We start from the raw sequence: 24,082 nt of genomic DNA, 5'->3' as shown, positions 1-24,082 counted from the left end.
AATTCCACACCTAGGTGCCTGAGGGCGAACGTCTGAGCTGGCAGGAGGCAAGAATGGACGGCGGGTATATCTACATCCTCACGAATCCCAGTTTGCCTAGCTTGGTTAAAATAGGCTTAACGAACAGAGATCCCTTCCGACGAGCAGCCGAACTCAGTTCGACAGGGGTGCCGACACCCTTTCAAGTCTCCGCCGCTTTACGCGTTGACCATCCCCGCTTAATCGAAGGCAAAATGCACCATGCATTCCGATCTTCGCGCGTTCAGGAGCGTCGCGAGTTCTTTCGCGCCGAGCCCTTGGATGTATTCAAAACTCTTGTGGAGATCGTCGAAAGCAATCAACCGCTCCTACAGGAATCTGCTGAAGGCCCACTGTCTGGGCCGGATTCCCTTCTCACAATCGATGTACGCCCCTATTATCTGCTCACGCGGAAGACCGAGTCATCGGTCGACGATCGCCTAGCGGTCGTCGAAGGGCAGGATTTCTTAAGTGAATTGAGTGAGAGACTTCATCGAAGTGACCCTATTGCACTAGCAAATTTAATTACATTTGAAGCATCAGGGAGTCCAGGTGCCAATAAAATATTGTTAGATGCCATCCTCGCCGAATCTATTCAGGGCGACCTCATAGGACTTATCTGGCTTATTTTTATTCATCACCCAGAACGTCTTTCCGATTTGCTTGCTCGCTTCCCGCAACATGGCGTACTTGTTGCATCTACCCTCCTTGAAAGCATTGAACCCAATACCAAAGATTATAGGCTCGATAGTTCTAATTGGAGATCGCCATTCCATTCCTTAATATACAGCTACGATCTTATAATGGCAGGTTATTTGGAAGCAGAAGTCTTTGCCAGACAATTAGGACGAAATATCTCACTCTATGACCGACTCACGAGCGAAATGAATCGGTGGTTCCCAAGGATCTGGAATGATGCGGCCAGGAACGATCCAACGACACGCATTCGTATAGAAACCCTCCGCGAGCTTATACTTGGATTGCGGGGATAGACATTAAAAATGATTGGAGGCAACAAGCAATGGTGAGCAGCGGCGGCGCAGGGAGAGGTGTGCACGCGCATCATAGCGCTCCAATCGCTCCTGCACCCATATGGCATCGGCGATAAGCCGGAAGCGTGACTACTTAGCGGCCCTCGAGCACGGCAACGGGATGACGGAAGGTGAGGGAATCTCGGACCTAATCTGCCTCACTCTGTCTATAACGGGTTGGTCAGAATCTTCAGCAACGACATCCTTTCTCCTCAACTCTCGTTCTCGTACTGAACTGTTACGGTCCGGAAAGTTTCATATCCCTGATGGGAACATACAACCGAGCTGGGATATTCTTCCACTGGCGTATAATCTCACACTACATGTGAGCCGTCGCATGAAGATCTTCCGCGTGTTGAAGGGCGTGTACCGACATCGGCGGCGTCGGTACACGCTCCGAGTTCAGCTCATCGCGGCACTGTGTAACCTCACACATGCCTGTCCATCATGACTTTCGCAAGAGGTCTATTGATCTGAAGTATGGAATAAATGGCTCTTCCACAACTATATATCTTGCCGTTATATGCCAACATAATTGATCGATGCCGAGTAGTTAGCGGAAGAAGAGAGGGTTATAGTAGTTATAACTGCGAAGAGAGATTGACAGCCGCTCTGGGCCAGTGAAGGTTGCTCTCCCCTGCTGCGCGCGTCCGCTTCCAGACTTCACTCCGGCGTTTCCTTCCTATCAGCCCAGAGTGAAGGGACTTCAGTAACCGCCTTGCGCGAACGTCACAACAACTATGGCTTTTTGAGCTTTGTCGAAGACAAAGATTAGACCTCTTGCGAAAGTCGTAGGCTAAGCTGGGAGGGTGGAGCGAGACCGTCTGACACGCACGCTGAAGATGAATCGCAAGCAGTTCCGTCGACGCACCGGGGTCTACCCGGAAACGTTTGCTGAGATGGAAGAGGTGCTGACCCTACGCGAAGGACAGAAAAAGAAATCAGGCCGCCCCGCCGCGCTCAGCGTGGCGGAACAACTGCTGATGACCCTGGAATTCTGGCGCGAGTACCGGACCTTCGCCCACCTGGGTGACGACTGGGGTGTGCACGAAGCCACCGTGCATCGCACGGTGGAACGCGTGGAAGCGGCTCTGATTGCCAGTGCACGGTTCCAGCTGCCCAAGAAACGCGTGTTTCAGGAAGCACAACTCGTGTACAGCATCGTCGCGGTCGATGCTTCCGAAGTGCCCTGTGAACGGCCCAAAAAAAGCAGCGCGCGTGGTACAGCGGCAAGAAAAAGCGGCACACCCTGAAATTTCAGGTGCTGATGTGCACAGTGACGCAGCGCATCCTGGGCACCGCCACGAGCGCTGGGGCGGTTCATGACCTAAAGCTGTTTCGTCAGTCAGGCGTTCGTTTTCCTCACCAAACGGCGCTTATTGGAGATGCAGGGTATCAGGGCCTGTGGAGAAGCCACAGGCACGCCCTTACCCCCCATAAGGCGACGCAGGCGTCGCCTCTGTCCGCGGAGCAGCGCCAGGACAACCGTGTCCTCGCGCATACCAGGCAGGCAATCGAGCATATGATCCGTCGCATGAAGATCTTCCGTGTGCTGAAGGGCGTGTACCGACATCGGCGGCGTCGGTTTGCACTCCGGGTTCAGCTCATCGCAGCGCTGTGCAACCTCACCCAAGCCTGCCGATCGTGACTTTCGCAAGAGGTCTATTGTGGTCATATCTGCGTAGCAAGACAGCCAAGGAAAGAGCACACCATCAACCAAGAAAAATTCGTATGGACTGTCCAGTCTTTGAGTTCGATCTGCCTTTGACCAGCAAGGTGCGAGCAGTTGGAGCAATTCAAGGGCGCACTTCTCTGGACGGGCGTCATCATCGTATTGGCGCCGGGTCTGGCCAATACTGGCGTAGTCTTCGACAATCGCGGCTAGCATCTCATGGGCGATGATCGATTCAAATTTCCGGATCTCGAAATGGTCGACCTCTGGATCAAGATCGAATTCGTCACGCCTACCCCAGATGTGTGGCAGCGACTCGCCTCGCAGGCCACGCTGGTAGAGTGCATACAGCAAGAAAATACGTTCTTCCCAGGCGGCAGCTTCTGTGCTGGTGTCTTCCGTAAGATAACGCAGTCGTGGGGCTGATGAAGCGAGGTTCAAGTCGAAGTAGGGCTCTGATTTTACGAGGAACCGTGCGGCTCCAAAGCCGACCCGAAGTTCACCAAATAGTTGCGCTGTTAAGACGAGGGTGGACGCGAATGTCGTATCGGGGATGAAGCATACCTGGTCCCGTTCTGCCTGGGCCCTCTCATGTCGTCGTGGATCACCTTCAATGGTGTCGCGTAAGTCTGTTGGGAATGTCAGGTATTGCCAGGTGGACATCTGCATATCCCTGGCCTCAGATTGCCCCTGATGCCGCTGCTCTTCTTTGCTCAGGCCGTCCTCGTCATCCCATTGTCGGTCCTCAAGGCGGGGGGCGTCATTCAAAGGTTCGGGTGGCATACACGCCCTGAGCCTATCTCAGGCGCGCGCCTCTGAGGCGCAAGGGACCCTTTCTGGACGCGGCTCCGGCTGCCTCCCGAGAACTCGATGCTGGGATCACGGACCATAGAAGCTTACAGGGCGGGCGAGACGACAGAGGTTGCCGAGGAACAGTGCCCAGGCATATGCAAACCTGACAGCGGTTCAGGAAGGAAAGGACAGGCATGGAACAACAGGCGACGAATTACATGGAGCTCAACTCTTCAGCGCAGCAGGCCGAGATGGCCAGGAGACTGAGGTGGAATTGGTCGCCAGAGGCTCGGCAAGCGCTGACGAAATACCACCGCGCCCCGGAGCAGGAATCGCCGACTGAGGAGCTTGAGCAGGAACTGATGGAGGTGCTTGGCCATGCGCCGCCTGCCCTACTGGAGGTGCAACGTGAGCTTGGTGGAATCAGCATCGACTATGGACGCAACCACTCACTTGACTTTGGCCTCGTGGTTCATCCTGAGACATTGCGCGATGAAGGCATCATTCAGCTCTCTCTGGAGTCTAACGGTTGCCCCGAGCATTTTATAGATGCCCAAGGCAAAGTTCTTGACGACGACTATATTTTTTCGGACACTCAGAAGCTCGTCGAATGGTATGTGGCTCTTCGGAATTTTTATTTCCACACCCTTGGCCAAAATCCCGTGAATGTTGAATTCACGGTCATGAGTAGCAGGGAATTGAGCAGAATCATGCGATCAGCAGCCACTTTGGCGAAATCTCTTCGCTTATCAGCCCATCCATATGCTAGTGATGGGGCGAATGTGCTCTGGCTTGATAAATTTACGAGATTCACCATCAACATCCCCAGCTATGGCGGGATGCATCTGAGTATTTACACCGCACAAGCAGAGGTCGCTGATATGTTCACCGAGTGGTGGAAGCGGCAAGACTTCTGATGGCCTTGGAGCTTGTACGAGTGAGTTCGGCGTGGTTGCTGCGCAACCGGCGGATAAGCTTCCAGGCATATGGCACGTGACATCTGGTTGAACATGCAGGTCATCAGCGAGACGCTGCCCTTTTTGCCTGTCGCTCCCCCGCCGGATCCCTGGATCAGGAAAGCCTGCCGGGCAGTCGGCGGTCTCCGGGAGGTTGGCTTCGCCCCAGGTTCAGACCTTCTCCTGGTGGTGTCGTCTCAGGGACGAGGCGTCGTGGACTGTCTCACGGGCGAGCTTGTGGCACGAGAGAGAGAAGTGCCTTATGACTGGGTTGACGAACGGGAACTGCTCGCAGAGGGGATAGGACCGCTGAAAGGCCAACGCATTCGGATTGCAGGATTGGCAGGTGGTGGACTTGCCCTGGGAACAGCGGACGGCTTGAGGCTCGAGATCGAGACATTCAGCCATCCAGAGCGCTGCGTCATCCTGAAGCGATCCGACTGGGCCGAGTGGCCGGACGCAGAAAAGGGCTGCTCAAAAATTGCTGCAGATAGCAGCTTGCGAGCGGCCGGCTTTTCACCTACAGGGAGGAGTCTGGTCATCGCGACGAGTAGCGAGGTCATTGTCTACGGACGTCCCTGAGTTCTTCCTCGCTGACCCTCGATGTTCAGGCCACGTCATCCCGAGGTGCATGAACAACCCCAGGTACAGCGGATGCTCAAGGTGTCACCTACCCTGAGGGGATGCTTCTGCTGGACGATCCTCGCTGGGCTACCCTCTACGCTCATTTCGAAGATGCGCCGGCGCAAATCCAGGCTTTCCTGGATGCGCCCCATTTGGTCTTGAGAGACTCTGAGGGCCCGACCCTCTGGGACCACCTGATGGCCAGCTTGTTCTACCAGCGTGAGCTCAGCCCTGCCATGATCGCTGCATTTCCCTACCTGCTGCAGGGTGTCGGTCAACTCGACCCGCAAGACCGCGGTACCTACCTGGCTGACCTGGCCGACGCTGCTGCTCAGGCGGCTTTGAACGTCAAAGAGGTCTGGTGGAGCCAGCTCCCACTGGAGGTGCATGCAGGATACGACCGGGCGCTCCAATCGGCCCTCAAAATCACCCAGGAGGCCGTCGTCGCCGGAGCCCACCAGCGCTCGAAGAGATCAGAGGAAGTCTTCGCCGCCCTGCTCAGCCTTGAAGCATTCGCGCAGAACGAGACTCGCCTGGGCGTCATGCTTGCCCGCTGGTGGCCCTACACGGAATCCACGCAGCCTGTATGGGCGCTCAAGCAGTACGAAACCAGAACCGGTGATGTCCGTCCCCTCAACCGCTAGCGCACCGCGCCGGATTGAGCAGATACTTCCAGACCACAGTACCCTGGAGCCTGATGTCGCAGGACCCACATCATTTGGAGACCCGGCTCAAAGCCCTGGCCCAGCGGGCGGAAGACTTGCGGAGGCACTGTCCATACCGCTTTTACAGCATGAGCCCTGAGGACGTGCAGACCTGGCTGGACCGTCACTATGTACCCACGCCGCTGGGCTGGTCACCCGATGATGCTCAGCGCCTTGGCCCCCTGCTTGGCTTGCCAGTTCCCGGGGACTATCTGGCGTTCCTGGAAGTACTGGGCAACCTGCACCACGGGCTGTTCGGCTACGACAATGACCTGAGGACGCCCGAAGATTATGTTCGCTTTCGCCAGGAATGCCTCGAATACGATCTGGAAGCGTGGGACGGAGCAGATCAGGATCCTCAATTTGCCGAGATGGTCCGGTCGAGCCTGTTCCTGAACACGCTGGGCGGCTTCGCTGTGTGGTACCTGCTGTGTGGCTCCACCGAGCCCACCTCTGTTCGAACTTGGCTTGAAGGCGACGTGGGGGCTACAGGCCGCTTTGAGGTGGAAGGGCTGTTCATAGAGAACATTGAGGCCCGCATGGACCGCTTTGAGTGTCGCGTTAAGCTGTACCGAGACTTGGGAGGAACTCTGGTGTACGGACGGGGTGGGCAGATTCCCGCTGGGCATGCCATTGGCGGCGAACTGCTGGATCTGCCCCACGATGGCTGGAGCGTGGAGCTCACCGAGAGTCAATTGCAGCGGATTCGGGTCATGTGGCGCACGGCTGAGCTCTGATGGAGCGGATCAACGCGACTCCAGGCTTTCCTGAATGCTCCCACCTCAGTCTCCAGTTGGAGCGAGATCTGAAAAGTTGATGCCGAAGTACACTCGGGCATGCTCCCCGACCTATACGTGAATCTTGAAGAGCGGGCGAGCAGACGCTGGCACTTGCCCCCAGAGCACGTGGTATACGCGCGTGCACTCACACACGCCTATATCCAGGACTTCGGCGGTGAGGCCACGGCCGGCCTTGTGGCTGAAAGCTTCGCATCAACGCTGACAGAGGATGAACATGCCGAAGCCGCTTCCCTCGCCGCCCAGATTGGCTTGCCCGTGCCGTTCCTCCTGTTTGGCACGTTGTACTACGACGCCATCAAAGCGGCCCTCGCGTGTACAGCGTTCGCCGTGCCCACACCAGACGGTCCTCTTCATGCACGCAACCTGGACTGGTGGACAGAAGGCGGCCTCCTGACGACAGGTTCCGTCATCACGCACTTCACGCGGGGTGGAAGAACGCACTTCAGCACGGTCGGCTGGCCAGGCTTCTTCGGCGCTCTTTCAGGCGTTGCACCGGGCAGATTCTCGGTAACGCTGAATGCCGTCAGCAGTGCGGACCCTCCTCTGCTGGCACGTCCTGTCGTGCTTCTCCTGCGGCAGGTGCTTGACGAAGTGGAGACGTACGATGAGGCCGTGCGCATTCTCGCGTCTGTCCCGATTGCTGCCGATTGCCTGCTGCTCGTCACGGGCGTTCGGAACGAAGAGATGACGGTCATTGAGCGTTCCCCGACGCGCAGCGCTGTTCGGGGACCCGAGAGAGGCATCCTCGCAGTGGCGAACGACTACCTCGCTTTAACGAACGCGGAAAAGGTGGAGAGGCCAGACGGCTTGCACGTCACGTCCTCGGGTCGGTACGCTTGTGCGCTACAGCACCTCGCGAATCATGTTCCCAGGAACGCGGACGCGTGCTTTCAGGTTCTTCAGGCGCCGGATGTGCGGATGGGGATTACTGTTCAACACATGGTCCTGCAAGCGTCAACCGGTCAGGTGCAGTTGCGCTTGCCATGAAGTCAATCGCCTCATCTACCCATTGGGGAGGAACGCTCGGCCTACCATGGCATGTTCAGATACAGGGCCGACCGGACTGGACGTGGTGCTGCAAAGTCGCTCCGGTAACGTTGCCAAGCTCCTGGGCGTGATTCACAGGCTCGAGCCAGCCTGGAACGACGAGGACGTCTGGGCCTTGTTGGGGGTGCCGGAACAGTTGCGCGGCGTGTGGCGGCTGCCGCCCGCTGAGCCTGCCGATGAAGTCCTACATACCGTGAAGCTGCTGGGAGCGTTCTTTACCGTGATCCCCATGGACGTGACACTGCGCCGGGGCCAGGCGGGTGGTCTGCAACTGTACCGCCATGAAGGCGACCTGTGGGTGCTTCCAGAGAACGGTCTACCACCGCTGGGCGCTGAAGCGCTTGGGCAGATTCAGAAGTTCACGCCGGCTCCACCCAGAGCGCAGACCGCACACATCCGCCAACTCAGTCAACGCCGAGTACAAATGATCTGACTTCAGCGACCCGGAAAGCGCAGCGGGCACGCAGCAGCAGATCTGCCCGCTCGGCCACGCCTGTGTCCAGCACAGACGTACCTCAGCGACGACCGGCTGCGCGCCAAGGGGAGAGCAGGTCGATCAACCACAGGTTGGGGCCTTGCAACACAGGCGGCGCGAGCAGGCCTGGAGAGGTAAATCAGGACACCAGACCTTATCTCCTGGGAAAGAGGTACCCAGCAACGTCTCGCGCCGCCGCATGAATCTTGCCCTGAGGGAAGTGGTCTAGCGTCAGGTTCAGCAGCAGGCTCAGAAAGGCGTGCGCCCCAGGGTCCCGTTCTGGGGTGGGGCTCCAGACGCGAAAGCGTGTGACCTGCCCCTTCAGGTGAACGCTCGCCAAGATCGTGATGCCGTCGATTCCTACGCCCGATGCCTGTATGTCTACGTCCTGGACCGCTGCGATGGCCCGGTGCTCCAAGGCCGGCAGGACACGCTCGGTCAGCAGCGCCTGCGCCGACCACGACTTCAACGCCGTGTTCATGGAGATCGGGACCGGCCAACGAGGCACACGCACACGTCCCTGCGAGTCCGGGCCGGAAAAGGGTTCGGCGACCAGCACCTTGAGGATGGGGACGGGCTGCAACTCCACAGACAGCAGCATCGGCGCTTCCCAACTGGGCAGAAAATGTGCTTGGTATGCCGCTGGCTGCGCCGCCTGGTGTTGCCACAGGGGACTGTTCCGCTCAAGGTAGTCCAGAACGCCCGCTTCCCGGTCCGGCCAGCACAATCCCACTTCGCCCTGGGGTTCAGGGTGCTGGATACCCTGGCACTCCACCGCGCCGGCCACCGCCTGCCTCGCTTCAAGCAGCGTCAGTCCGAACACGGTCGCCACCGCGCGGCTCAGCAAGATGTGCCCGACCCGTGCCTCGTGCAGGCGCCAGATGGCCTCAGCGGCAGACTCGCTCTCCAGCAGGGCGGCCCGGAGGCGTTGTTCGGCGTCAAGGGCAGCGGTCATCGGAATCATGATGCCGTCTCACAGGCCCAGACCTTTGCGGTTCTGATGACCCGCTCTGGCGTAAGCCAGAAGCCGCATGGGAACGCCCGCTCGGAATCCCTATGCTCCTTGAACGTGCGAAGCGGCGAACCCACTCTTTCTTTTCCTGTGCCTTCATCCCTGGGCATTCACGCTTCTGTGAGCGAGGCGCGCGAAGCCCTCACGCACCACGTCACGTCCGTTGACCAGGCGTGGCATGTGTGGTCCTGGGACCAGCACTCGCCACGCTTTGAGGCTTACCAGGAGCTTGAACGGCGAGGGACCCTCTACCGGGCGACCGTTGACGTCCAACTGCATGGTCAGGCTGATGGCGTCTGGATTGCAGAGGCAGGGCCAGTTCAGGAGAAAGTGATACGCAGGGCAGATCCATCTCTCGACGGTCTTCGTCCGGAAGTCCAGAGGCTTGAGCAGACTCTGGCGTCCGGTCAGGACGTGCACACGCTGCTGACGCTGATAGGCGAGATCGAGCGGCCCCTCTCAGACGAAGAAGCCACCTTTCTGGCCGCTGTGCTGCCGGACGCTGCTGAGAACAACGGCCCCGCTCCTGTCGCGCAGGCACTCATCGATTGCATTCAGACGGCTGTGTCATGGCCAGCGGTCATTCTCGCAGACATTCGGGACCATCCCAACATCTGGATGCAGGTGCTGAAGGCAGCGGCCACGCGCGCGCTCGGCCTGGACGGGAGTTGGATTCGTGAGCGCCACCTTCCCCCTGACTTTCCCGCTGCCCTGCTGCCCGAAACCCGGCCGAAATGCACCCAGGAAGAAGCGGAAGCGCTTGAATGGCGCTTTGCTGGGGTGCACCGTACTGTGCTGTACGACGAGGGTCCCAGCGGGTGGTACGCGCGCTGGGAAAGCCTGATCCACCCAAATGAGTCGGCCACCGTCCTGCTGGAACAGGACGTGGAGCGGTCCTGGCACTGGCAGGAACAGGACCCGGGTTCCATCCCGTTCATCCAGGGGACCGGCGACGCCGTTCTCCTCGTGCAGGACCCGGCTTTCCCTGACGGGGAACAGGAGGAGGAAGAGGCAGGCCTGACCCACATGGCCGACCTCTACGGATGGAAGGGGGTCTTTGATGCTGTGATGCACGTGCTGCGACACGACGAATATGCCCAGAACTGGGCCACAGCTGCAGCAAACCTCTGGTGCCTGCAAGACCACTGGTCAGAGCGCAGACCGGGGAGTGACGACGTCTGGATCGGGCACCTGTACCATGCGCTGGACCGTGCGCCAACACTCGGCGTGAACCTGGAAGAGCATGACTTCGAGAACCTCGTCTGGAGCATCACCATCAAGCTCCGGGGCTGGTCCTACATGTCAGATGAAGAACCGCGGGAGAACTCGCAGGTTCAGGCGGTGATGAACGCCATTGCTCGTCAGGAATCTTGACGTCCCGAGGGAGCGAGATTTCAGGTCCGCATCACTTCACCTTCACCGCGGTAAGATCCGCCGTGCCGCCGCATCCGCGCTCCCTCAGTTCCACGACCGTCTTTGTTGTGCTCTCCCACCAGGACCGCGTGTTCCTCCTGCGGCGCGCGGCGACCGCAGTACGTTCTGCATGACATCAGGAGACGCGCTGCAGGACGCCTTCTTGGGCGTATGTGATCAGGCTTCATTCCTCGACTTTGTGACAGTTCTGGCCAGGGAATGCCGTGCGGCTGAACTGCAGGCTGGCGTAGAGGCTTCCCCAGGAACTTTCAGAGCCCCCGTTGGGATGGACGAACCTCACCGTGTCGAGCTTTCTGGAAGCTGCGGCAGCGTGGAGCTCCGACGCGAACGAAGTAGCCACGCCTGACTGGCCAGCGTTCGCACGGTTCCTGCTCGCAGGGAAGGGGTACGAGTGACGGAGGAAGGGTTCCAGCTGCCTCAGCAGCTCATCAATACCCTCTGTAGTGGCATCATCGCTGCCTACGACAAGGCTACGGCGCGTGACCGGTTGGGTTGGATCGCTGTCATTCCTGAACTGGTGCCAACGTTGTCCGGTCAAAGCTGGACCTATCTGGGTGTGCAACTGGAGGTGACGTTCGACTCCTACCTGGAGGTACAGCGGCTGACTGAAGAAGGAGCCGACTTCGAGGCATTGAACGTGCTGATGGTCACGAGGTTGGAACGCACCCGCCTGGCTTCTCTGGAGGAGATCAATGCCTTCCTGAGCTGCAGAGTAGAACGGGTGGAGTTCATACGGGGCGCAGAGCATGTGGAGTTCCCGGACGATGTTTGTGACCTGAGTCGGACAGGCTGGTTGGCTGGACTTCTGGCCCGTCGACGGGTTGTTGCCTCCCTCCTGCGCTCGCAGCGGCGTCAGCAGACGGTCCGCATCGATCTTGGCCAGAGCACGCTGGTCGGAGAGGTCGAGGCCCTGGAGTTCCTGACGTGCCGGCTCCGGATCTCAGCCACCCATGTGTTCGACGTGTCGCTGTGGAGTGTGGAGCCGGGTGACGTTCATGTCGTGGAAGACAGTGGGATGTACCGCCTACCAACCGGTGACTTGCTAGAGCCGGATGGACTGCCGGTGTGGAGTTATGCCGAGCGCTGCTGGGTCGAATCGGCTTCTGAACCCATTGAAGAGGAACAGGGGCTGAACGCGCTGTCCATCCGGGCCTGCCAGGCCATGGGAACGGTGGCTTTTCGCCGCTACTGTGCGCACCACGGCCTATCGCACCCGGAGCTGAAGGCGTTCGTGAAGCACGGTTTTGCCATGGCGGACAGCCAGGACCTTGGCGAGTGGGAGCAAAACCAGCCTCTGCTGGTGCGTGCCGGAATGGGCCACGACCTGCCGGAGCGGCTCTGGCAGGTCGTGGGGTGGCCGAACTTATCGACGTTCCTATACCTGGTGAATCAGGTCACGTCGATCGGCTACACCGACCTTTACGGCGCCGTCACTCCGGCGCCCTGGCGACACCTGCGGGCTGCCCTTTGCGTCCTGGACGGGGAAGGCATCCCAAGGCCGCCCATTGAGCCGTTCCTCGAGAGTCGTTCCTCCGAAGTCCATGGCTGGGGCGAGCCTGTCAATGCCGCGGTGAAATTGTCGTGGATGGCCCTCGACTCCTGATGAAGTCCCCTGGCTTTCGCGGGCACGGGCGCGCCCCTGCTCAACCTCATGCTGGGCCAAATCCTGCTGAAGATGGTCATCAGCCTGGTGCTCATTCCCCTTATGCGATGGGTGCCCACGCATGTTGCAGAGCCTGGAGCGGCCGACTCCACTGGGGCGCCTCTTACCGCGCCGATGTCCTGATGCTGTGGAAACTGAACGCGGCACGGCCTGCAGAACACCGGGTGGCTGCGCCGCTAGGGCGCCCAGAGCGTTGCGAACTTCAGGGCCGACCGCGCGCCGCAGGGCCACAGCAATCGCGGCGGCTGTCACGAGTGCGCTGACGGGCACCTGCTGACGCAGCGCCAGGGTTTGGGGATCTTCCTGCGCCGCGGTGTGCAGGGTCCCGGTGGCAAAGGTCATCACCTGGGTCAGGCTGCCTTGCGCTGCCCCCACAGGCACGTCGAACCACACCCACCTGCGCGCCGCGGTGTTCCAGCCTTCGAGCATCTTGATTCCGGCGCCCACACGGCCTGCCAGAATCAGGGGAACACCGCGCAGCAGCGCCCAATATGCTTTCTCGGCGGCGAGCCTGGACTGCACCTCTGGGTCTGGGAACGCGGGCGCCTTTGCTGGAGCGGAGCGCTCGGCCCAGGGCAGAAGAGAGAAGACCATGCCCAGCCGGGGGTGAAGGTGCAGGTACGCCCGGCACAGGCAGACCAGGTTGAGCGCTGCCGATCTGGTGGTCTCCAGGCGCCAGCCGAGCCGGGCGCCAAGCTGCGTCAGGGGCTGAGGGCTGGGCGTAAGCAGCCGGATCATGGCCTGGAGGCTGCGGGGGCTCAGCTCCTTGGGCGGAGGCGTGCCGGGCATCGGAAAAGACTGCACGAAGGTCGAGGCCATCACCGGCGAGTGGTAGGCGCGGTACGGATGGCTTCCGGGATGTGGCAACAGGGGTGGCAGCTGCCCGCGCCATCCTGGAGGCGCGGTGAGCTCCTGAGGCAGCGCGCACCCGGTGGCCCAGCAGCGTCCAGTGCATCCTGCCCCGGACGCCCTGGAACGCTGGCTGGACCGACTGTTGCCCGAAACGGCATCTGAAGCGCGGCGAACGGCCGTTGAGGCCTTGAGTGCAGGCCGCAGCGCGGACGAGAACCGCTGGCACTCCGGCACCCTGGGCGGCGCGCCTGGAGAGCTCGCCCTCTGGCGGGCAGGACACGGGCGGCGCGAACTGCTCGCCCTGCATGTGCCACAGACCTGCCGTCAGGATGCGGGCTGGCCGCTGCAGCGTGCGCGCGGCGTGGAGGAGCCGCCCGAAGGGGCAGCCCTCACCGCAGCCTGGACGTGGAGGGTCTGAAGAGATCTCCGCTCTGGGCAAGGTGCTCCGAGAGGCACGCTGAACGTCCCGAACTTGAGCCGGATCGAGAAAAAAGCGGTCGGGTGCAGGGGAAGCCGCGCCGTGGGGCAGGAGCCCTGGTCTGTACCTTGGTCCCATGCATGGGGCCGGAACACGGCGCGCAGGCCAGCAGTCACGGAAGGACGTACCGGGATCTGATCATTCCAGGACCACCAGCAGAGCGCTGCTGACTGACCTCGGGCGCCGTCCAGCGCTCCCAGCATCGTGGAACGCTCCCTTGCAGCCTTTGACGCGCTCAGCGCCTTGCAGCACGCCAGGGCCTTGAGGACGGCGCAACCTGGCATGACGGGAGCAGCCCGGAGGGATACGCTGCCCCCATGGCAGATGCTCCAAGCGAAGGGTTCCGGGAGACCTTACCTGAGGTGCTGGAACGCTGGCAGGCCGGGGGACTGCTCAGCCGGCGCCAGGTCCGGGCCATCCTGACGCACGAAGGGCTGGCTGACCCTGCGGACCGTCCAATGAGCCCTTGGGCCGCCACCCTCTCCGCCCTGGGTGCCCTGGTGCTCGGACTTGGGATCATCGCGCTGGTGGGAGCGAACTGGCGTGACCTGCCCGGGTGGGCCAAGCTGCTCTCTGTGCTGCTGCCCATGCTCGGCGCATACACCGGTGGGTACCACCTGCGTGACCGGCAGGGCGCCTCACTGCCCGGGGCAGGCGCGGCACTGTACCTGCTGGGCGGCATGTTGGACGGGGCCTTGCTGGCCCTCGTCTCGCAGGGCTTCCAACTGGACGTGAGCGTCACCGCACTGCTGGCCCTCTGGGGACTCGGGCTGCTGGTCCTCGCCTACGCCGTGCGCCTGCCCCCGGCCCTGCACCTCGCGCTGCCGCTGGGCGCGGTGATTCCTTTAAGCGGCGTGTACGGTGGGTGGCCCGCCTGGAGCTTGGGCTATCCCGAGGCCACTGTGGGAAGCGCAGGCCTGCTCATGCTCGCCGCCGCCCAGGCGCATGGGCGCGAACCGGGAAGGCGGGACCTGTCCAGTCCCTGGGCGTTCTGGGGACCGCCCCTGCTGCTCGGGAGCGTCTACGCCCTGCATCTGCAGCGGGGTGAGGTCGTGAGCGCGTGGTTGCTGCTGCTGACGGCCCTGGCCCTGGGTGTCACCTGGCTGGGACACCGCGAGGGCCGCCGGGCCTGGATCAACTGGGGGCTGCTGAACGTGGGGCTGGTCGTGCTGACGGTGTATTTCGGCGTGTTGGGTAGCCTGGCCGCCACGGGAGCCGCGCTGGTGGGTGCGGGCCTGCTGCTTCTGGCGCTGGGCTGGGGGCTGGAACGGGCGCGGCGCCGCCTGTCTCCGGGAGCGAAATGAGGCGGACGGTGGGCCCCCGGGAACGCCTGGCACTGGCCGTGACCGCACAGTTGCTGCTGGTGGGCGGGCTCCTCTCCCCTGCCCTGCTGGACAGCGTCAGAGCCCAGGAGGTCATGCTGGAGACGGCCCCGGTGGACCCGCGCGACCTGCTGCGCGGGCAGTACCTGACGCTGGCGTACCGGGTCAGCCGGGTGCAGGCCGGGCCGGACGTGAACGGCGGGCAGGTGGCCTACGTGCCGCTGCGCAAAAGCAGTAAGGGCGTGTGGACCGGCGAGCGAGCCGTGGCGACCCGTCCCGGAGGTGGAGTCTTTCTGCAGGGCCGCGTGCAATGGATCAATGCTGGTCAGGCCACCCTGAACTACGGCATCGAGCGCTTTTATCTCAGCGAGGAAGCCGCCCGGAGCGAAGAAGGGCGGGGAGCGGCGGGACTGCGGGCGCGGGTGCGGGTGGCTCCGTCCGGGCGCGCGCGACTGCTGGAGCTGTGGCGGGAGAATGAGAGGATCCGGTAGGTCAGGCTAGAGAAGCGCGCGCTCCGCGGTAACTCAGCAGGTCGGCAGTGGGCCACACGGACATGACGACCCCGGCGGAACGCGCCCGCGGCGACGCACACGCACCCTCCGGACCGGCGCACCTTCGCCCACACCTCTCTGGCAGCCTCCGCCCTCCATTGCGCGACTCACACCTCGTCGATCTGGCCCGCGTGCCTCCAGGTCCCTCATGCCGTCAGGAATGAACACGGGAGGGAGCAGACCACTCCCCGCATGAACCAGCGGTCACGAAGCTTATGGTTCAAATCAGCCGCTGGTGGACGCGGTCTGCCAGTCAGACGGCATCCCAGTACCGATTGGGCAACATCGGTCTCGTCCTGAACAGGACCGACTGGAAAGGGAAGTTCAGATGATGCCCAGCCGGACCAGTTCCTTCGGCTCGTAGACCGGCACGCCCAGCTTCCTGTTCACCTGGAGCAAGTGGGCATCCTTCGACACGATGGCGTCCGCCCCAGACGTCATCAGCAGGTCCAGCAGGTACCAGTCCCTGGGGTCCGGGCACGAGGGCCAGTCGTGACGTTGCAAGGGACTGACCACCTGCGCGACGCGGTACAGGTGCGTGGCCAGACCGAAGGCCTCCGCCGCGGAAATGCCGCCACCCAGCGCCAGCACCTGGGGGTAGGTGAGGACCCGCTGCAACTCCGCGAAATGCTCGTCGGCCAGGACGAAGAGAACGTCGAACCGCTGGGCGGCGAGGAACAGCTCGCGCGCAGGGCCAGTCCGGCTGGTCAGCCCGCTGAGCAGCACATTGATGTCGGGGACCAGGCGTGGAGCCGGCAGCACTCAGTCGGTCCGCGTCTGCCGCGGTGCCAGCCCAGGAAAGCGCACGGCGATGTCGCCGGCCGTGGGCTCGGGCTGCCGCTCGCCCACAACCACCTCGGGTGCCTGTGCCCTGGCCCAGTTAATCGCCTGCGTCAGGAGCGCCTCCTGCTGGTCTTCGGTCAGCACGGCGAACGCGGCCTGCAGCCGCTCTGCCGCGGAGGGTGCCTGCAGCGTACTGCGGCCCAGGCGCGCTTCGACCACCGCAGCGGGAATCCGGTAGCGGGGACGCCCAGTCGGCGTCGTGCCGATTCTCACCGCCCCCAGGTCGCCCTCGCGGATCTGCCGCCGGACGGTGTCGTCGCTCACGTGCAGGAGCCGGGCCGCCTCGGGCACGGTCAGCAGGCCACGCGGTTCGTGCTGTGCAGTCATCCTCCACCTCTGGCCTTATAATACCGCAAAATCCGCAAAGGCCGCAATTCACGTAGTCGGGTCCGTCACCCTGGACCGCGCTTGCCGGACTGGTGGGTGCCGCTGTCTTCGCGGCGGTGCGGCCTCAACCGTATGCGGTGTGGGGACTGATAGACGCCGTGGCGTCCTGCACGCGCAACTGGACTTTGTGGTGGGGCGCTGCTGGCCGCCAGGGCGAACCTGGGGCTGCTGTGGGCTGAGGGCCTGGTTCAGAGCCCCCACCGATAGACCAAAGCGAACCCCCCTCCTGATCAGGAGGGGGGTGAGTCACTGCGGACGTTATGGACGATGCTCACGCGAGCCGCGCCTGCCGGAAGAGGGTCAGCAAGGACGCGACGGTGAGGCGGGCGGGTCGCTGCTGAATGCAGGCCGCTCTGGCTTCGCGGCGTTGCTGGGCTTCTGTGCGGAGTTCCTGGGCACGGTTCTGGAAGAGGAAATGATTCACGGTGAGTTCCTTTCACCGGTCGGCACACTCGTCCCTCGGTTGTCCCTATGGTGCCCTTTCCCCTCCCCCGGCACATCCGGCGGGTGGCGCATCCCCGCCTCCGCCGGATGACTCAGGAAGAGCCACAGCTGCCGCTTCCGCCTGGTCATCCATGGCTCCCGGCAGCAGGGAGAGCACGATGGCTCCGGACGCAAAGACGTACGGAAGACGGGCCGGCTGCCCTGGAGGGACGTGCGCAGAACATCAGGTCTTTCAGGGGCGCCAGGCAAGCACTGCGCACAGCACCTCTGTCGCGCAGGCCTCGGCGTGGTCCATGGGTGGGCCCTAGTGGGCCGCAAAAGGACAAACCAGCAGCGTAGACTTCCCGAGATGGAGTTCGCCCAGCACTTCGAGTGGATCTTGGGGGTGCGCGAGCAGGCCAGGGGTGGACGTTCCGGCACGGGTGTGGCGCGCTGGTTGCTGCGCGAGCAGGGGCTCGACCAGTTCCGTGCCTACCAGGTGGTCATGGACGCGTTCGGCATGAACTTGCGGGACGCCCGCGAACTCGAAGCGTTGCTCGCCCGTCCAGCCTCGCGGGAGGAGCGGCTCCTCGACGCTGCATGGGAGGGGTTTCTCTCCAATGCAGACCGCTGGCCCCGGCGCGTCTTGCGCCTCACCCGTGAGGGCACGCGGCCCCTGACGATGACCTTCCACCTGTTCGATTTCGCCTCACCCGGCTCGGCCTTGCACCTGGACTAGGGCGATGGGGAAGAAGAAGAGCGTGAGGCAGAGCCCCTGTGCGCGGTGACCCATACGTACGCCTCCCCAGGGCGGTACACCTTTCGCTGCTCGGTTATGGGAGAGCCGCTCCTGGCCACACGGGAGGTTCTGGACTTGCAGGCGCAGCCGCCGCCAGGAACCAGCCGCTGGACTCTGCGCCAGTAGGAGCCCGTCACGGCCACCACTCTCCTTGAGAAAGTCCTATACCAGAGGCAATGATCCTCCATAGGTTCAGGACGTCATGAATGCCATTGCCCGCCAGGATCACTGACGTCCTGAGCTGCAAGAGGCGGAAAGTGGTGCGCTCAAATCACGGTACACGTCGAACCAGGGTTGTAACTTGTCCCACTCGTTGCTTGGCAGGTGTCCTTTAATTCTTTTCAGTCGACGAAGCGCCATCCAAATATGCCGCTGCACCACATTGCTTTCTTGCACTGGGGGCAGGTTCTGCTCCTGGCGTTCCTTTGCAGATTGAGCGGCTTGCACCGCCTCTTTTGGTGACCAAGGCAAATCTTCAAAGAAGCGATTCACCAGCACTCGGGTATCGAGAACCGGATGGTCATCTTGATGGCCGTATTCCCGAATGAACCACACACGCATGTTCATCCCCGGCCCCATGCACACCGGATCCTTCTCGGCAACCCTGATTCCCTTCTCAGCCCACCACAATGCCAGAACTTGATTTCCGTCCTCGAGAGCAGCTTTGGCTTGTCTCCACGCGATGTTCATCAGGTCCAGTCGGTGGATGACGTCAATGCACTGCGGTGCTCCTTCTTCACGTTTCAGGAAGACCATCAGGGCTTCAAGCTCCTGGAATTCCACTGGCAGCTGGAAATGACTCCCTGTAAAGACGAGGACGAAATCACCATCGCGGCTGTCCGGACACCAACCTCGCGCTTCGGCTGCACCAAGTGCGCGGGCGACAAATGCAGGCGTCATCACCTCAGGGACGTTCATGCCCAGCACAGGAAAGTGGAGCCAGGGGTCCAAGAACGTTGGCATCCGAATGACCAGGCGTGAGGCGCCACCCTCATCACGCACAATGGAGAGCGAACTTTCTATTCCAGACGGGCGAAAACGCCAGCGGTACACGCGTGAATGGTGGGTAATGCGCCGGGCGCCACGCATTCGTCTGGGAAGAGCCACGCCTCAGGTTAGTGGTCATGAAGGATTGAAGCTCGCGATCATCTGCTCAACAAGCAGGGGAGAATCAAGCTACAGATTCAGATTCACTGCATCGCTTCGCAAGTCAATCTACTCGGCAGTTCGCACACGCTTGAGCTTGAAATTGGACCAGGCAATCCTGTCCTGCTCGGAATGAAATCTCCCCAACTCCCGATAATCTCTGTTATCGGGAGTTGGGGAGGAGAACAAAAAGGGCCCGTGAGTTACCCCACCACATCTTGCTCCTCCGGAAGCAGTCGCCTCTCAGGGAGACACCAACCCGTGAGAGCGTCGAGGATCTCATCCCTCAGCAGGTCCTCCTGAGCTCCCGTGAGCTCCCATCCTTGCTGCGGCTTCAGCAGATCGTGAAAGGCCCGGTACAGCTCAGGCTTGGGCCATCCCGCTGTGTGGAGTTCGCGGACCAGGCGGCGCAGTGCCTGGCCCGGCTGTTCATCCCCAAGAGCGTGCTCAACCACGGCGCGCAACTGCATTTGTTCAGCGTAGCGCGCTTCTCAGCGCACCTACGGCATTCCAGGGATCTGGTTGCCGAGAGCAGTCAATCAGCGTATTGGGGAAAGCGGAGCGTGTTGAAGCCGCCAGTCTTCTACCCAGGGGTCAACGCGCCCTTCGCAGAACCGCTCCGCCTGCTCTGGGCCCGGCGTGTGCAGCACCCACTTGAGTTCAGTGGAAAGGCGCAGGAGACCGTCGCCCGTCAGGACCGAACCCGGCCAGCCCAACACTTCACGCAGGTCCCCGACCACGCGGCTGAGCGCCTTGCGCCGGGTGTTCTCGTTGCTGCCCGGCAGGTCCAGGGCATCTTGAACCCGCTCGCGCCTCAGCACTCTCCCTTTGAGGAGCAGGAGCACCAGCAGCGCCGCTTCCGGACGCTGAGGCCGCAGGGGAAGGAGTTCACCATGCATGCGAACTGTAACGCGCCCCTTAATCTCCGGCCACCCGAGGCGCCGCCAGGCACCCGGGCGCACCGCGCAGGCAAATTCAAGCGCAGTATTCTGCGGCCCATACGACCTAAGTCGTAGCCCTGGCCTACAGGCCAGCGCCATCTTGCCCACAGACTGAACTGGAGTCCCATGATTGGTGACCGTCTTCCGCTTGACTTGCAAGGTCCCCTGCCGTCAGAACCTTTGGGGGCGACCGTCTCCGCCTGGGTGGGACGAGAGATCACCCAGCCTCAGGCGCTTGACCTGCTGCGTAGCCTTCAGTTCGCAGCCTCTGGCGGAGCCCTGTATAACCTGGTCGACGGCATGTACGACTGGGAGCTTCTGGATGACGCAGACCCTGAAGTCCATGCCGGCGTCACGCGCTGGGACAGCGGTCTGGCCAATCGCATAGACGTCGTGAAGTTGCCGCGCCGGCGCAGCGCGCTGCACCTGATGCTCTGTGGTGAACTGACGCATCCCGCCGTGGCGCACCCGGGTCGCGACATAGCAGCCCAAGACTTTCACCGCCTCCTGGCACTCCCCGCACGCTGACAAAGCACAATGGGAAAATGATCCAACCGTTCGGTCGCACAGCGCTCGTTGCCCTCGTGCAGCGCTTACTCGACGGTGACTACCAGACTGAGGACGAAGCCGACGAGATGATCAATCTCCTCCGCGACCATCTCCTGGACCCGCAGGTGACGGACTACATTTTTGGATCTAATGGCGAACAGACTGCCGAGGAGATTGTGGACCGCGCCCAGGCCTATACGCCGATCGTCGCGACGTACTCCCGAGACTGACGGCGCGCCGGACCACCGCTTGTTCAGAGGTTCTCGGGAAGGTGTGTTGCTGGGTCAATCTGACCCGGGTAGCCCACGCCAGGATAATGGGCCACGACCCGAATCGGTCCCTGAATGGCTCCATTGAATGCCGGCAGTTCTTCCGCTGGAACCCACAATTCCTGATGCCTCTTCTTCGCTCCCACCACCTGGATGGGATACTGCCGTGCCACGCGCGCATCCACCTCGAACTCGGTCACGAAGCCAACGGGTGGGGTGTTGCGCTTTGCATTCCAGTCCTGGGCAATTTCCTCGGCATACTCAAAGTTCAGCACCGGGTAGAAAATGGGCTGATCGGGCAGGCGGGGTGGAAAGGCGCGAAAATCTGACGCAGCGATCCGTGCCAGTTCGTGTTGGCCCACGGGTCGCCACAACGTCACGCGTTCGCCAGTCTCCGGCCAGGGAACGGTACGCTCCGCATTGTCGGGAAAAATGGTTTCGAGCCAGTTGTTATGGGTCATGAGGTTGAGCTCCTTTCCGGTCAGACTTTCGCACTCCAGATTCTGGACGCCGGGCCACCCCTCCTGCATCGGCCAAAGTGCCCACGCCTCGACAAGGCCGCGCCTGCCTCTCCCCTGCTCAGCGACCAGTGGCTCTCGACCAGCACAGGAATTCTTCGCAGGAGGCTCATCATGCAGCATTCCTTGCTTCGAGGAGCAGTTGGGTTGAATGGCGCAAGTTGTCAGGGGACCGAGCCTACATTTCCCTGCCTGCTCAGTGGGCTCAGCCGCTCCATTCACGTGCTGCTGCCGATGGGTCCGTCAGGCCGTAGGCGCGCCAGGCTTCACGCAGGTCTGGATGTGGAATGAGTAACCTCGCCTCTGGAAGAGCCATCCAACCCAGCATCCAGCGTGTTCCCGCTTCCAGCCCGCCTTCGAGCGCTGCACATAGGGCGCGGGCATAAGGGGGCTCTCCACCCTGATCCCATTCCAACTTATCGGCCAGAAACACCACCTGGTCCAGGGCGGTCGCGCTGGCGTGCAGCGTGGTGTGATACCGGATGGCCTGCAAGATCTCAGGAGAGTCGACCCCCTGCCACTCGCGCGCGAGGACCACGCTCAACTTCGCGTGGAGCAGCAGAGGAACCCGCCGCTCCTCGGGCACGACAGGCAACTCCAGCGCTGTGCACAGGTCGACCATTTCGTCACGCCGGAAGATGCCCCCGAGGTCATGAAGCAGCGCCGCTGTTCTGGCGGCGTGCACATCTACACCGAACTGAAGGGCAAGTTCCTCAGCCCTCTGGGTCACGCGCGGTACGTGGTGCCGGGTGACCTCCCGGCCAAAAGCAGCCAGAACCCGGTCCACGTCGGCCGCAAGAGTTCCCGTCTTTGGAAAGAGAGACATCATCTCCTGGAGGGCAGTGGGGAGGCTCAGAGCGTGCCATTTCCCGCGCCGAGGAGTTCCACCGTGAAGCCCGCTTCCCGCAACGGCATCTTCTCGGGAGGAATCCAGCGGCCGATGGGACCGTGCGGGGGATGGAGCGGTAAGGCGCGCAGGGACATGGCCGGAGTCTAGGGGGCCGCCGGGGGCCAGGCGTCCAACTTTGGGTAGCGTTCAGGGTGGGCGGACCGCCTCCGGGTAAGCTGTTCCTCGGTTCAGGGAGGAAGGCCATGCCGCAGCTGATGCTTAAGGTGTGCCCTACCGTCTCATGGGCGTCGTTTCCGGTGCCGACCTCTCCCCCACTGAACGCCATCCGATGCACGTTCAGGCCTGCGCCAGTGGAGTGTGGGGTAGCCAATGCCGTGGTGCTGGCCTGCACCCTGACTGCCGCTCCCGAAGCCCAGAACCATCCACTCTGGCTCGAGCTTCTGCAAGAGCGCGAGTCGCGTCATTTAAGAGCTGATGACGCATTGTACGCCGCTGCCGATCTGGCCGGGGCGCTGGCGCGTCACCCTCGCGGAAATCACGGCCGTCCCCTCAGTCCAGAAGCGAGCGGAGCCGCCATCAAGTTGCTCGGTCAGCTGCACCGCTGGATGGACGAGTTGCCGCGCAAGGAGCAGCGGCGTGCCTGAGCGCAGATTGTCGCCGGACAGATCGGCACTGTCCCTCATCACACGGCCTGAGGCCAGGATCTCAAGCGTGAACGCCAGACACGCGGTCCGCACCTGAGGAAGCCGGGCTGCCAGACGCCTGGTCCCTTGCTGTTCGTGCGTCACAAGCGGCTGCGGCCCAGCCGCGGGCCACGACAGCGTTTCCACTTGGAAACAACTCCTACCCACCGGACGTCGCCTACGGGCGCCGAATACAGACAAGCTCTCCCCTACGTGCACTGGGCCAACTCAGGTCACCGGGCGCCCATCAAGGCGAGCCAGAGATCCAGAGCAACCTGAGTACCCACGGTGACCGCTCTCACCTTCCGCCCAAGGAAGGCTGAAGGGCAGGCGCACGCTCAGCGCCCCTGGGGGTCTACGCTGATAGAACGCTTCGCCGCACCTGAGGAGATCCCCATGCAGCCCCATATCCTTGTAATCGAGGACAACTCCGATGTTGCCAGCATCGTTCAATACGAACTGGAGGGAGCGGGCTGCGCAGTCGTCACCGCACCGGACGGCATCACCGGCCTAACCTGGGCGCGCGAACAACCTCCGCACCTGGTGATCCTCGACCTGGGACTCCCAGATGTTGACGGTGCCGAAATCACCCAGCGCCTGCGCAAGACCTCCCGGGTTCCCATCATCATCCTGACGGCGATTGACGCCATCGACAGCAAAGTCGGTCTCCTCGCCGCTGGAGCCGACGACTACCTGACCAAGCCCTTTCACCCGGAAGAGCTGGTCGCGTGCGTCAAGGCGCAGCTGAGCGAGCAGGGCGCTACAGCAACGGTCTCGCTCGGTGCGCTTGAAATCCACACCCAAAAGCGCCAGGTGACCTACGGCGGACGCGAAATCGAACTCTCCCGACAAGAGTATGCGCTTTTGCTGCTGCTGTGCCGGCAACCGGGCCGCGTGTACTCACGCGCAGAGATCAACCAGCACATCTGGAACGGAACGCTACAGCGCTCCTCCAACGTGGTAGACGTGCACATGGGCAACCTCCGCAACAAATTCCGCGAATTTGGAGGGCACAATGTCTTGCGGAGCGTCCGGGGTGTCGGTTACGCCCTGCGCCCGCCAGATTGATCCCGCCCCGTCCCGCTGAGAGATCCGGCAAATCCGCATCCATCCACGTCATGCGCCGCCTGGCCGGGCACCTGTGCGAAGCAGTGACCCACCGCTAAGCTCCAGATTCTGGACGCCGGGCCGCCCCTCCTGCATCGGCCAAAGTGCCCACGCCTCGACAAAGTCGCCGAAGACG

The 24,082-nt window shown here is 62.1% G+C and carries 31 protein-coding genes; 20 read left to right on the top strand and 11 right to left on the bottom strand.

Features of this window, described 5'->3' with window-relative positions; genetic code table 11:
- Window positions 1–14 precede the first annotated feature (14 nt).
- The 10 genes from B9A95_RS05250 to B9A95_RS05200 all read left to right on the top strand — a co-directional run bounded on the left by B9A95_RS05250 (window position 15) and on the right by B9A95_RS05200 (window position 8,077).
- The gene (locus tag B9A95_RS05250; RefSeq protein WP_139806480.1) at window positions 15–1,010 is read left to right on the top strand and encodes a GIY-YIG nuclease family protein; all 996 of its coding nucleotides are present in this window, start codon (window positions 15–17) and stop codon (window positions 1,008–1,010) included.
- Window positions 1,011–1,891: 881 nt separating this feature from the next.
- Window positions 1,892–2,302, top strand: a complete 411-nt coding sequence (locus B9A95_RS05240; RefSeq protein WP_084045069.1) for a transposase family protein — start codon at window positions 1,892–1,894, stop codon at window positions 2,300–2,302.
- An 8-nt stretch (window positions 2,303–2,310) separates the two neighbouring features.
- A complete protein-coding gene (locus B9A95_RS05235) occupies window positions 2,311–2,697 on the top strand; it encodes a transposase family protein (protein WP_245808063.1) in 387 nt (128 codons plus the stop codon).
- Between the two features lie 243 nt (window positions 2,698–2,940).
- Complete coding sequence (locus B9A95_RS35055; RefSeq protein WP_084045898.1) at window positions 2,941–3,147, top strand: hypothetical protein; 207 nt, start codon at window positions 2,941–2,943, stop codon at window positions 3,145–3,147.
- Between the two features lie 560 nt (window positions 3,148–3,707).
- The gene (locus tag B9A95_RS05225; RefSeq protein ID WP_084045897.1) at window positions 3,708–4,430 is read left to right on the top strand and encodes a hypothetical protein; all 723 of its coding nucleotides are present in this window, start codon (window positions 3,708–3,710) and stop codon (window positions 4,428–4,430) included.
- A 69-nt stretch (window positions 4,431–4,499) separates the two neighbouring features.
- The gene (locus tag B9A95_RS05220) at window positions 4,500–5,051 is read left to right on the top strand and encodes a hypothetical protein (protein ID WP_084045896.1); all 552 of its coding nucleotides are present in this window, start codon (window positions 4,500–4,502) and stop codon (window positions 5,049–5,051) included.
- A gap of 200 nt (window positions 5,052–5,251) precedes the next feature.
- Window positions 5,252–5,737: a hypothetical protein gene (locus B9A95_RS05215; RefSeq protein ID WP_139806478.1), complete on the top strand. Its 486-nt coding sequence runs from the start codon at window positions 5,252–5,254 to the stop codon at window positions 5,735–5,737.
- 53 nt (window positions 5,738–5,790) lie between these two features.
- A complete protein-coding gene (locus B9A95_RS05210; protein WP_084045894.1) occupies window positions 5,791–6,534 on the top strand; it encodes a hypothetical protein in 744 nt (247 codons plus the stop codon).
- 99 nt (window positions 6,535–6,633) lie between these two features.
- A complete protein-coding gene (locus B9A95_RS05205) occupies window positions 6,634–7,584 on the top strand; it encodes a C45 family autoproteolytic acyltransferase/hydrolase (protein WP_084045893.1) in 951 nt (316 codons plus the stop codon).
- 46 nt (window positions 7,585–7,630) lie between these two features.
- On the top strand, window positions 7,631–8,077 hold the full coding sequence (locus B9A95_RS05200; protein WP_139806477.1) for a hypothetical protein: 447 nt from the start codon (window positions 7,631–7,633) through the stop codon (window positions 8,075–8,077).
- Between the two features lie 196 nt (window positions 8,078–8,273).
- On the opposite strand, the gene B9A95_RS05195 is transcribed toward B9A95_RS05200, so the two are convergent.
- Entirely contained in the window at window positions 8,274–9,074 is an 801-nt protein-coding gene (locus B9A95_RS05195) for a hypothetical protein (protein WP_139806476.1), read from the bottom strand.
- Window positions 9,075–9,545: 471 nt separating this feature from the next.
- Here B9A95_RS05195 and B9A95_RS05185 point away from each other — a divergent pair, with 471 nt between their 5' ends.
- From B9A95_RS05185 to B9A95_RS05165, 6 genes are all read left to right on the top strand, one after another.
- Window positions 9,546–10,505, top strand: a complete 960-nt coding sequence (locus B9A95_RS05185) for a hypothetical protein (RefSeq protein WP_084045889.1) — start codon at window positions 9,546–9,548, stop codon at window positions 10,503–10,505.
- 341 nt (window positions 10,506–10,846) lie between these two features.
- A complete protein-coding gene (locus tag B9A95_RS36760; RefSeq protein WP_425429911.1) occupies window positions 10,847–10,960 on the top strand; it encodes a hypothetical protein in 114 nt (37 codons plus the stop codon).
- Window positions 10,957–12,168 carry a hypothetical protein gene (locus tag B9A95_RS05180; RefSeq protein ID WP_084045888.1) on the top strand — a complete coding sequence of 404 codons (1,212 nt, stop codon included), beginning with the start codon at window positions 10,957–10,959 and terminating at the stop codon, window positions 12,166–12,168. Before B9A95_RS36760 ends, B9A95_RS05180 begins: the two co-directional genes overlap by 4 nt.
- A gap of 1,009 nt (window positions 12,169–13,177) precedes the next feature.
- Window positions 13,178–13,498 (top strand): hypothetical protein, encoded by a 321-nt coding sequence (locus tag B9A95_RS05175; protein ID WP_139806475.1) that lies wholly within the window; start codon window positions 13,178–13,180, stop codon window positions 13,496–13,498.
- Between the two features lie 377 nt (window positions 13,499–13,875).
- The gene (locus B9A95_RS05170; protein WP_084045886.1) at window positions 13,876–14,862 is read left to right on the top strand and encodes a DUF2157 domain-containing protein; all 987 of its coding nucleotides are present in this window, start codon (window positions 13,876–13,878) and stop codon (window positions 14,860–14,862) included.
- Window positions 14,859–15,371, top strand: coding sequence for a GDYXXLXY domain-containing protein (locus B9A95_RS05165; RefSeq protein WP_084045885.1), 513 nt, complete (start codon window positions 14,859–14,861; stop codon window positions 15,369–15,371). The genes B9A95_RS05170 and B9A95_RS05165 overlap by 4 nt, the downstream gene beginning before the upstream one ends.
- Window positions 15,372–15,755: 384 nt before the next feature.
- On the opposite strand, the gene B9A95_RS05160 is transcribed toward B9A95_RS05165, so the two are convergent.
- From B9A95_RS05160 to B9A95_RS33240, 3 genes are all read right to left on the bottom strand, one after another.
- The gene (locus tag B9A95_RS05160) at window positions 15,756–16,193 is read right to left on the bottom strand and encodes a putative toxin-antitoxin system toxin component, PIN family (protein WP_245808148.1); all 438 of its coding nucleotides are present in this window, start codon (window positions 16,191–16,193) and stop codon (window positions 15,756–15,758) included.
- Entirely contained in the window at window positions 16,194–16,601 is a 408-nt protein-coding gene (locus tag B9A95_RS05155; RefSeq protein WP_084045884.1) for a helix-turn-helix domain-containing protein, read from the bottom strand. It abuts the gene before it with no gap.
- A gap of 331 nt (window positions 16,602–16,932) precedes the next feature.
- Complete coding sequence (locus B9A95_RS33240) at window positions 16,933–17,085, bottom strand: hypothetical protein (RefSeq protein ID WP_170928430.1); 153 nt, start codon at window positions 17,083–17,085, stop codon at window positions 16,933–16,935.
- Window positions 17,086–17,454: 369 nt separating this feature from the next.
- On the opposite strand from B9A95_RS33240, the gene B9A95_RS05150 reads away from it, so the two are divergent.
- Complete coding sequence (locus tag B9A95_RS05150) at window positions 17,455–17,823, top strand: hypothetical protein (protein ID WP_084045883.1); 369 nt, start codon at window positions 17,455–17,457, stop codon at window positions 17,821–17,823.
- A gap of 285 nt (window positions 17,824–18,108) precedes the next feature.
- On the opposite strand, the gene B9A95_RS05145 is transcribed toward B9A95_RS05150, so the two are convergent.
- The 3 genes from B9A95_RS05145 to B9A95_RS05135 all read right to left on the bottom strand — a co-directional run bounded on the left by B9A95_RS05145 (window position 18,109) and on the right by B9A95_RS05135 (window position 19,928).
- Window positions 18,109–18,810 carry a hypothetical protein gene (locus tag B9A95_RS05145; protein ID WP_139806474.1) on the bottom strand — a complete coding sequence of 234 codons (702 nt, stop codon included), beginning with the start codon at window positions 18,808–18,810 and terminating at the stop codon, window positions 18,109–18,111.
- 422 nt (window positions 18,811–19,232) lie between these two features.
- Window positions 19,233–19,499, bottom strand: coding sequence for a hypothetical protein (locus B9A95_RS05140; protein WP_084045881.1), 267 nt, complete (start codon window positions 19,497–19,499; stop codon window positions 19,233–19,235).
- 69 nt (window positions 19,500–19,568) lie between these two features.
- On the bottom strand, window positions 19,569–19,928 hold the full coding sequence (locus tag B9A95_RS05135) for a hypothetical protein (RefSeq protein WP_084045880.1): 360 nt from the start codon (window positions 19,926–19,928) through the stop codon (window positions 19,569–19,571).
- 168 nt (window positions 19,929–20,096) lie between these two features.
- Between B9A95_RS05135 and B9A95_RS05130 the strand changes: the two genes are divergently transcribed.
- Together B9A95_RS05130 and B9A95_RS05125 are read left to right on the top strand one after the other, a co-directional pair.
- Window positions 20,097–20,498: a hypothetical protein gene (locus B9A95_RS05130; protein ID WP_084045879.1), complete on the top strand. Its 402-nt coding sequence runs from the start codon at window positions 20,097–20,099 to the stop codon at window positions 20,496–20,498.
- 17 nt (window positions 20,499–20,515) lie between these two features.
- Window positions 20,516–20,749, top strand: coding sequence for a hypothetical protein (locus tag B9A95_RS05125; RefSeq protein WP_084045878.1), 234 nt, complete (start codon window positions 20,516–20,518; stop codon window positions 20,747–20,749).
- Window positions 20,750–20,772: 23 nt separating this feature from the next.
- Here the strand turns inward: B9A95_RS05125 and B9A95_RS05120 are convergent, their stop codons facing one another.
- From B9A95_RS05120 to B9A95_RS31590, 4 genes are all read right to left on the bottom strand, one after another.
- Window positions 20,773–21,249: a hypothetical protein gene (locus B9A95_RS05120; RefSeq protein ID WP_084046178.1), complete on the bottom strand. Its 477-nt coding sequence runs from the start codon at window positions 21,247–21,249 to the stop codon at window positions 20,773–20,775.
- Window positions 21,250–21,511: 262 nt separating this feature from the next.
- On the bottom strand, window positions 21,512–22,135 hold the full coding sequence (yqeK, locus tag B9A95_RS05115; RefSeq protein ID WP_084045877.1) for a bis(5'-nucleosyl)-tetraphosphatase (symmetrical) YqeK: 624 nt from the start codon (window positions 22,133–22,135) through the stop codon (window positions 21,512–21,514).
- 23 nt (window positions 22,136–22,158) lie between these two features.
- A complete protein-coding gene (locus tag B9A95_RS36075; RefSeq protein ID WP_281255815.1) occupies window positions 22,159–22,290 on the bottom strand; it encodes a hypothetical protein in 132 nt (43 codons plus the stop codon).
- A gap of 330 nt (window positions 22,291–22,620) precedes the next feature.
- A complete protein-coding gene (locus B9A95_RS31590) occupies window positions 22,621–22,839 on the bottom strand; it encodes a hypothetical protein (protein ID WP_170928429.1) in 219 nt (72 codons plus the stop codon).
- Between the two features lie 396 nt (window positions 22,840–23,235).
- Here B9A95_RS31590 and B9A95_RS05105 point away from each other — a divergent pair, with 396 nt between their 5' ends.
- Entirely contained in the window at window positions 23,236–23,907 is a 672-nt protein-coding gene (locus B9A95_RS05105; protein ID WP_084045875.1) for a response regulator transcription factor, read from the top strand.
- Window positions 23,908–24,082: the final 175 nt, after the last annotated feature.

Source organism: Deinococcus hopiensis KR-140, from assembly GCF_900176165.1.
In the GTDB taxonomy this organism is placed as follows: Bacteria; Deinococcota; Deinococci; order Deinococcales; family Deinococcaceae; genus Deinococcus; species Deinococcus hopiensis.
Note: the sequence above shows the minus strand (reverse complement) of the source record. Positions and strands in the feature narration are given on the sequence as shown.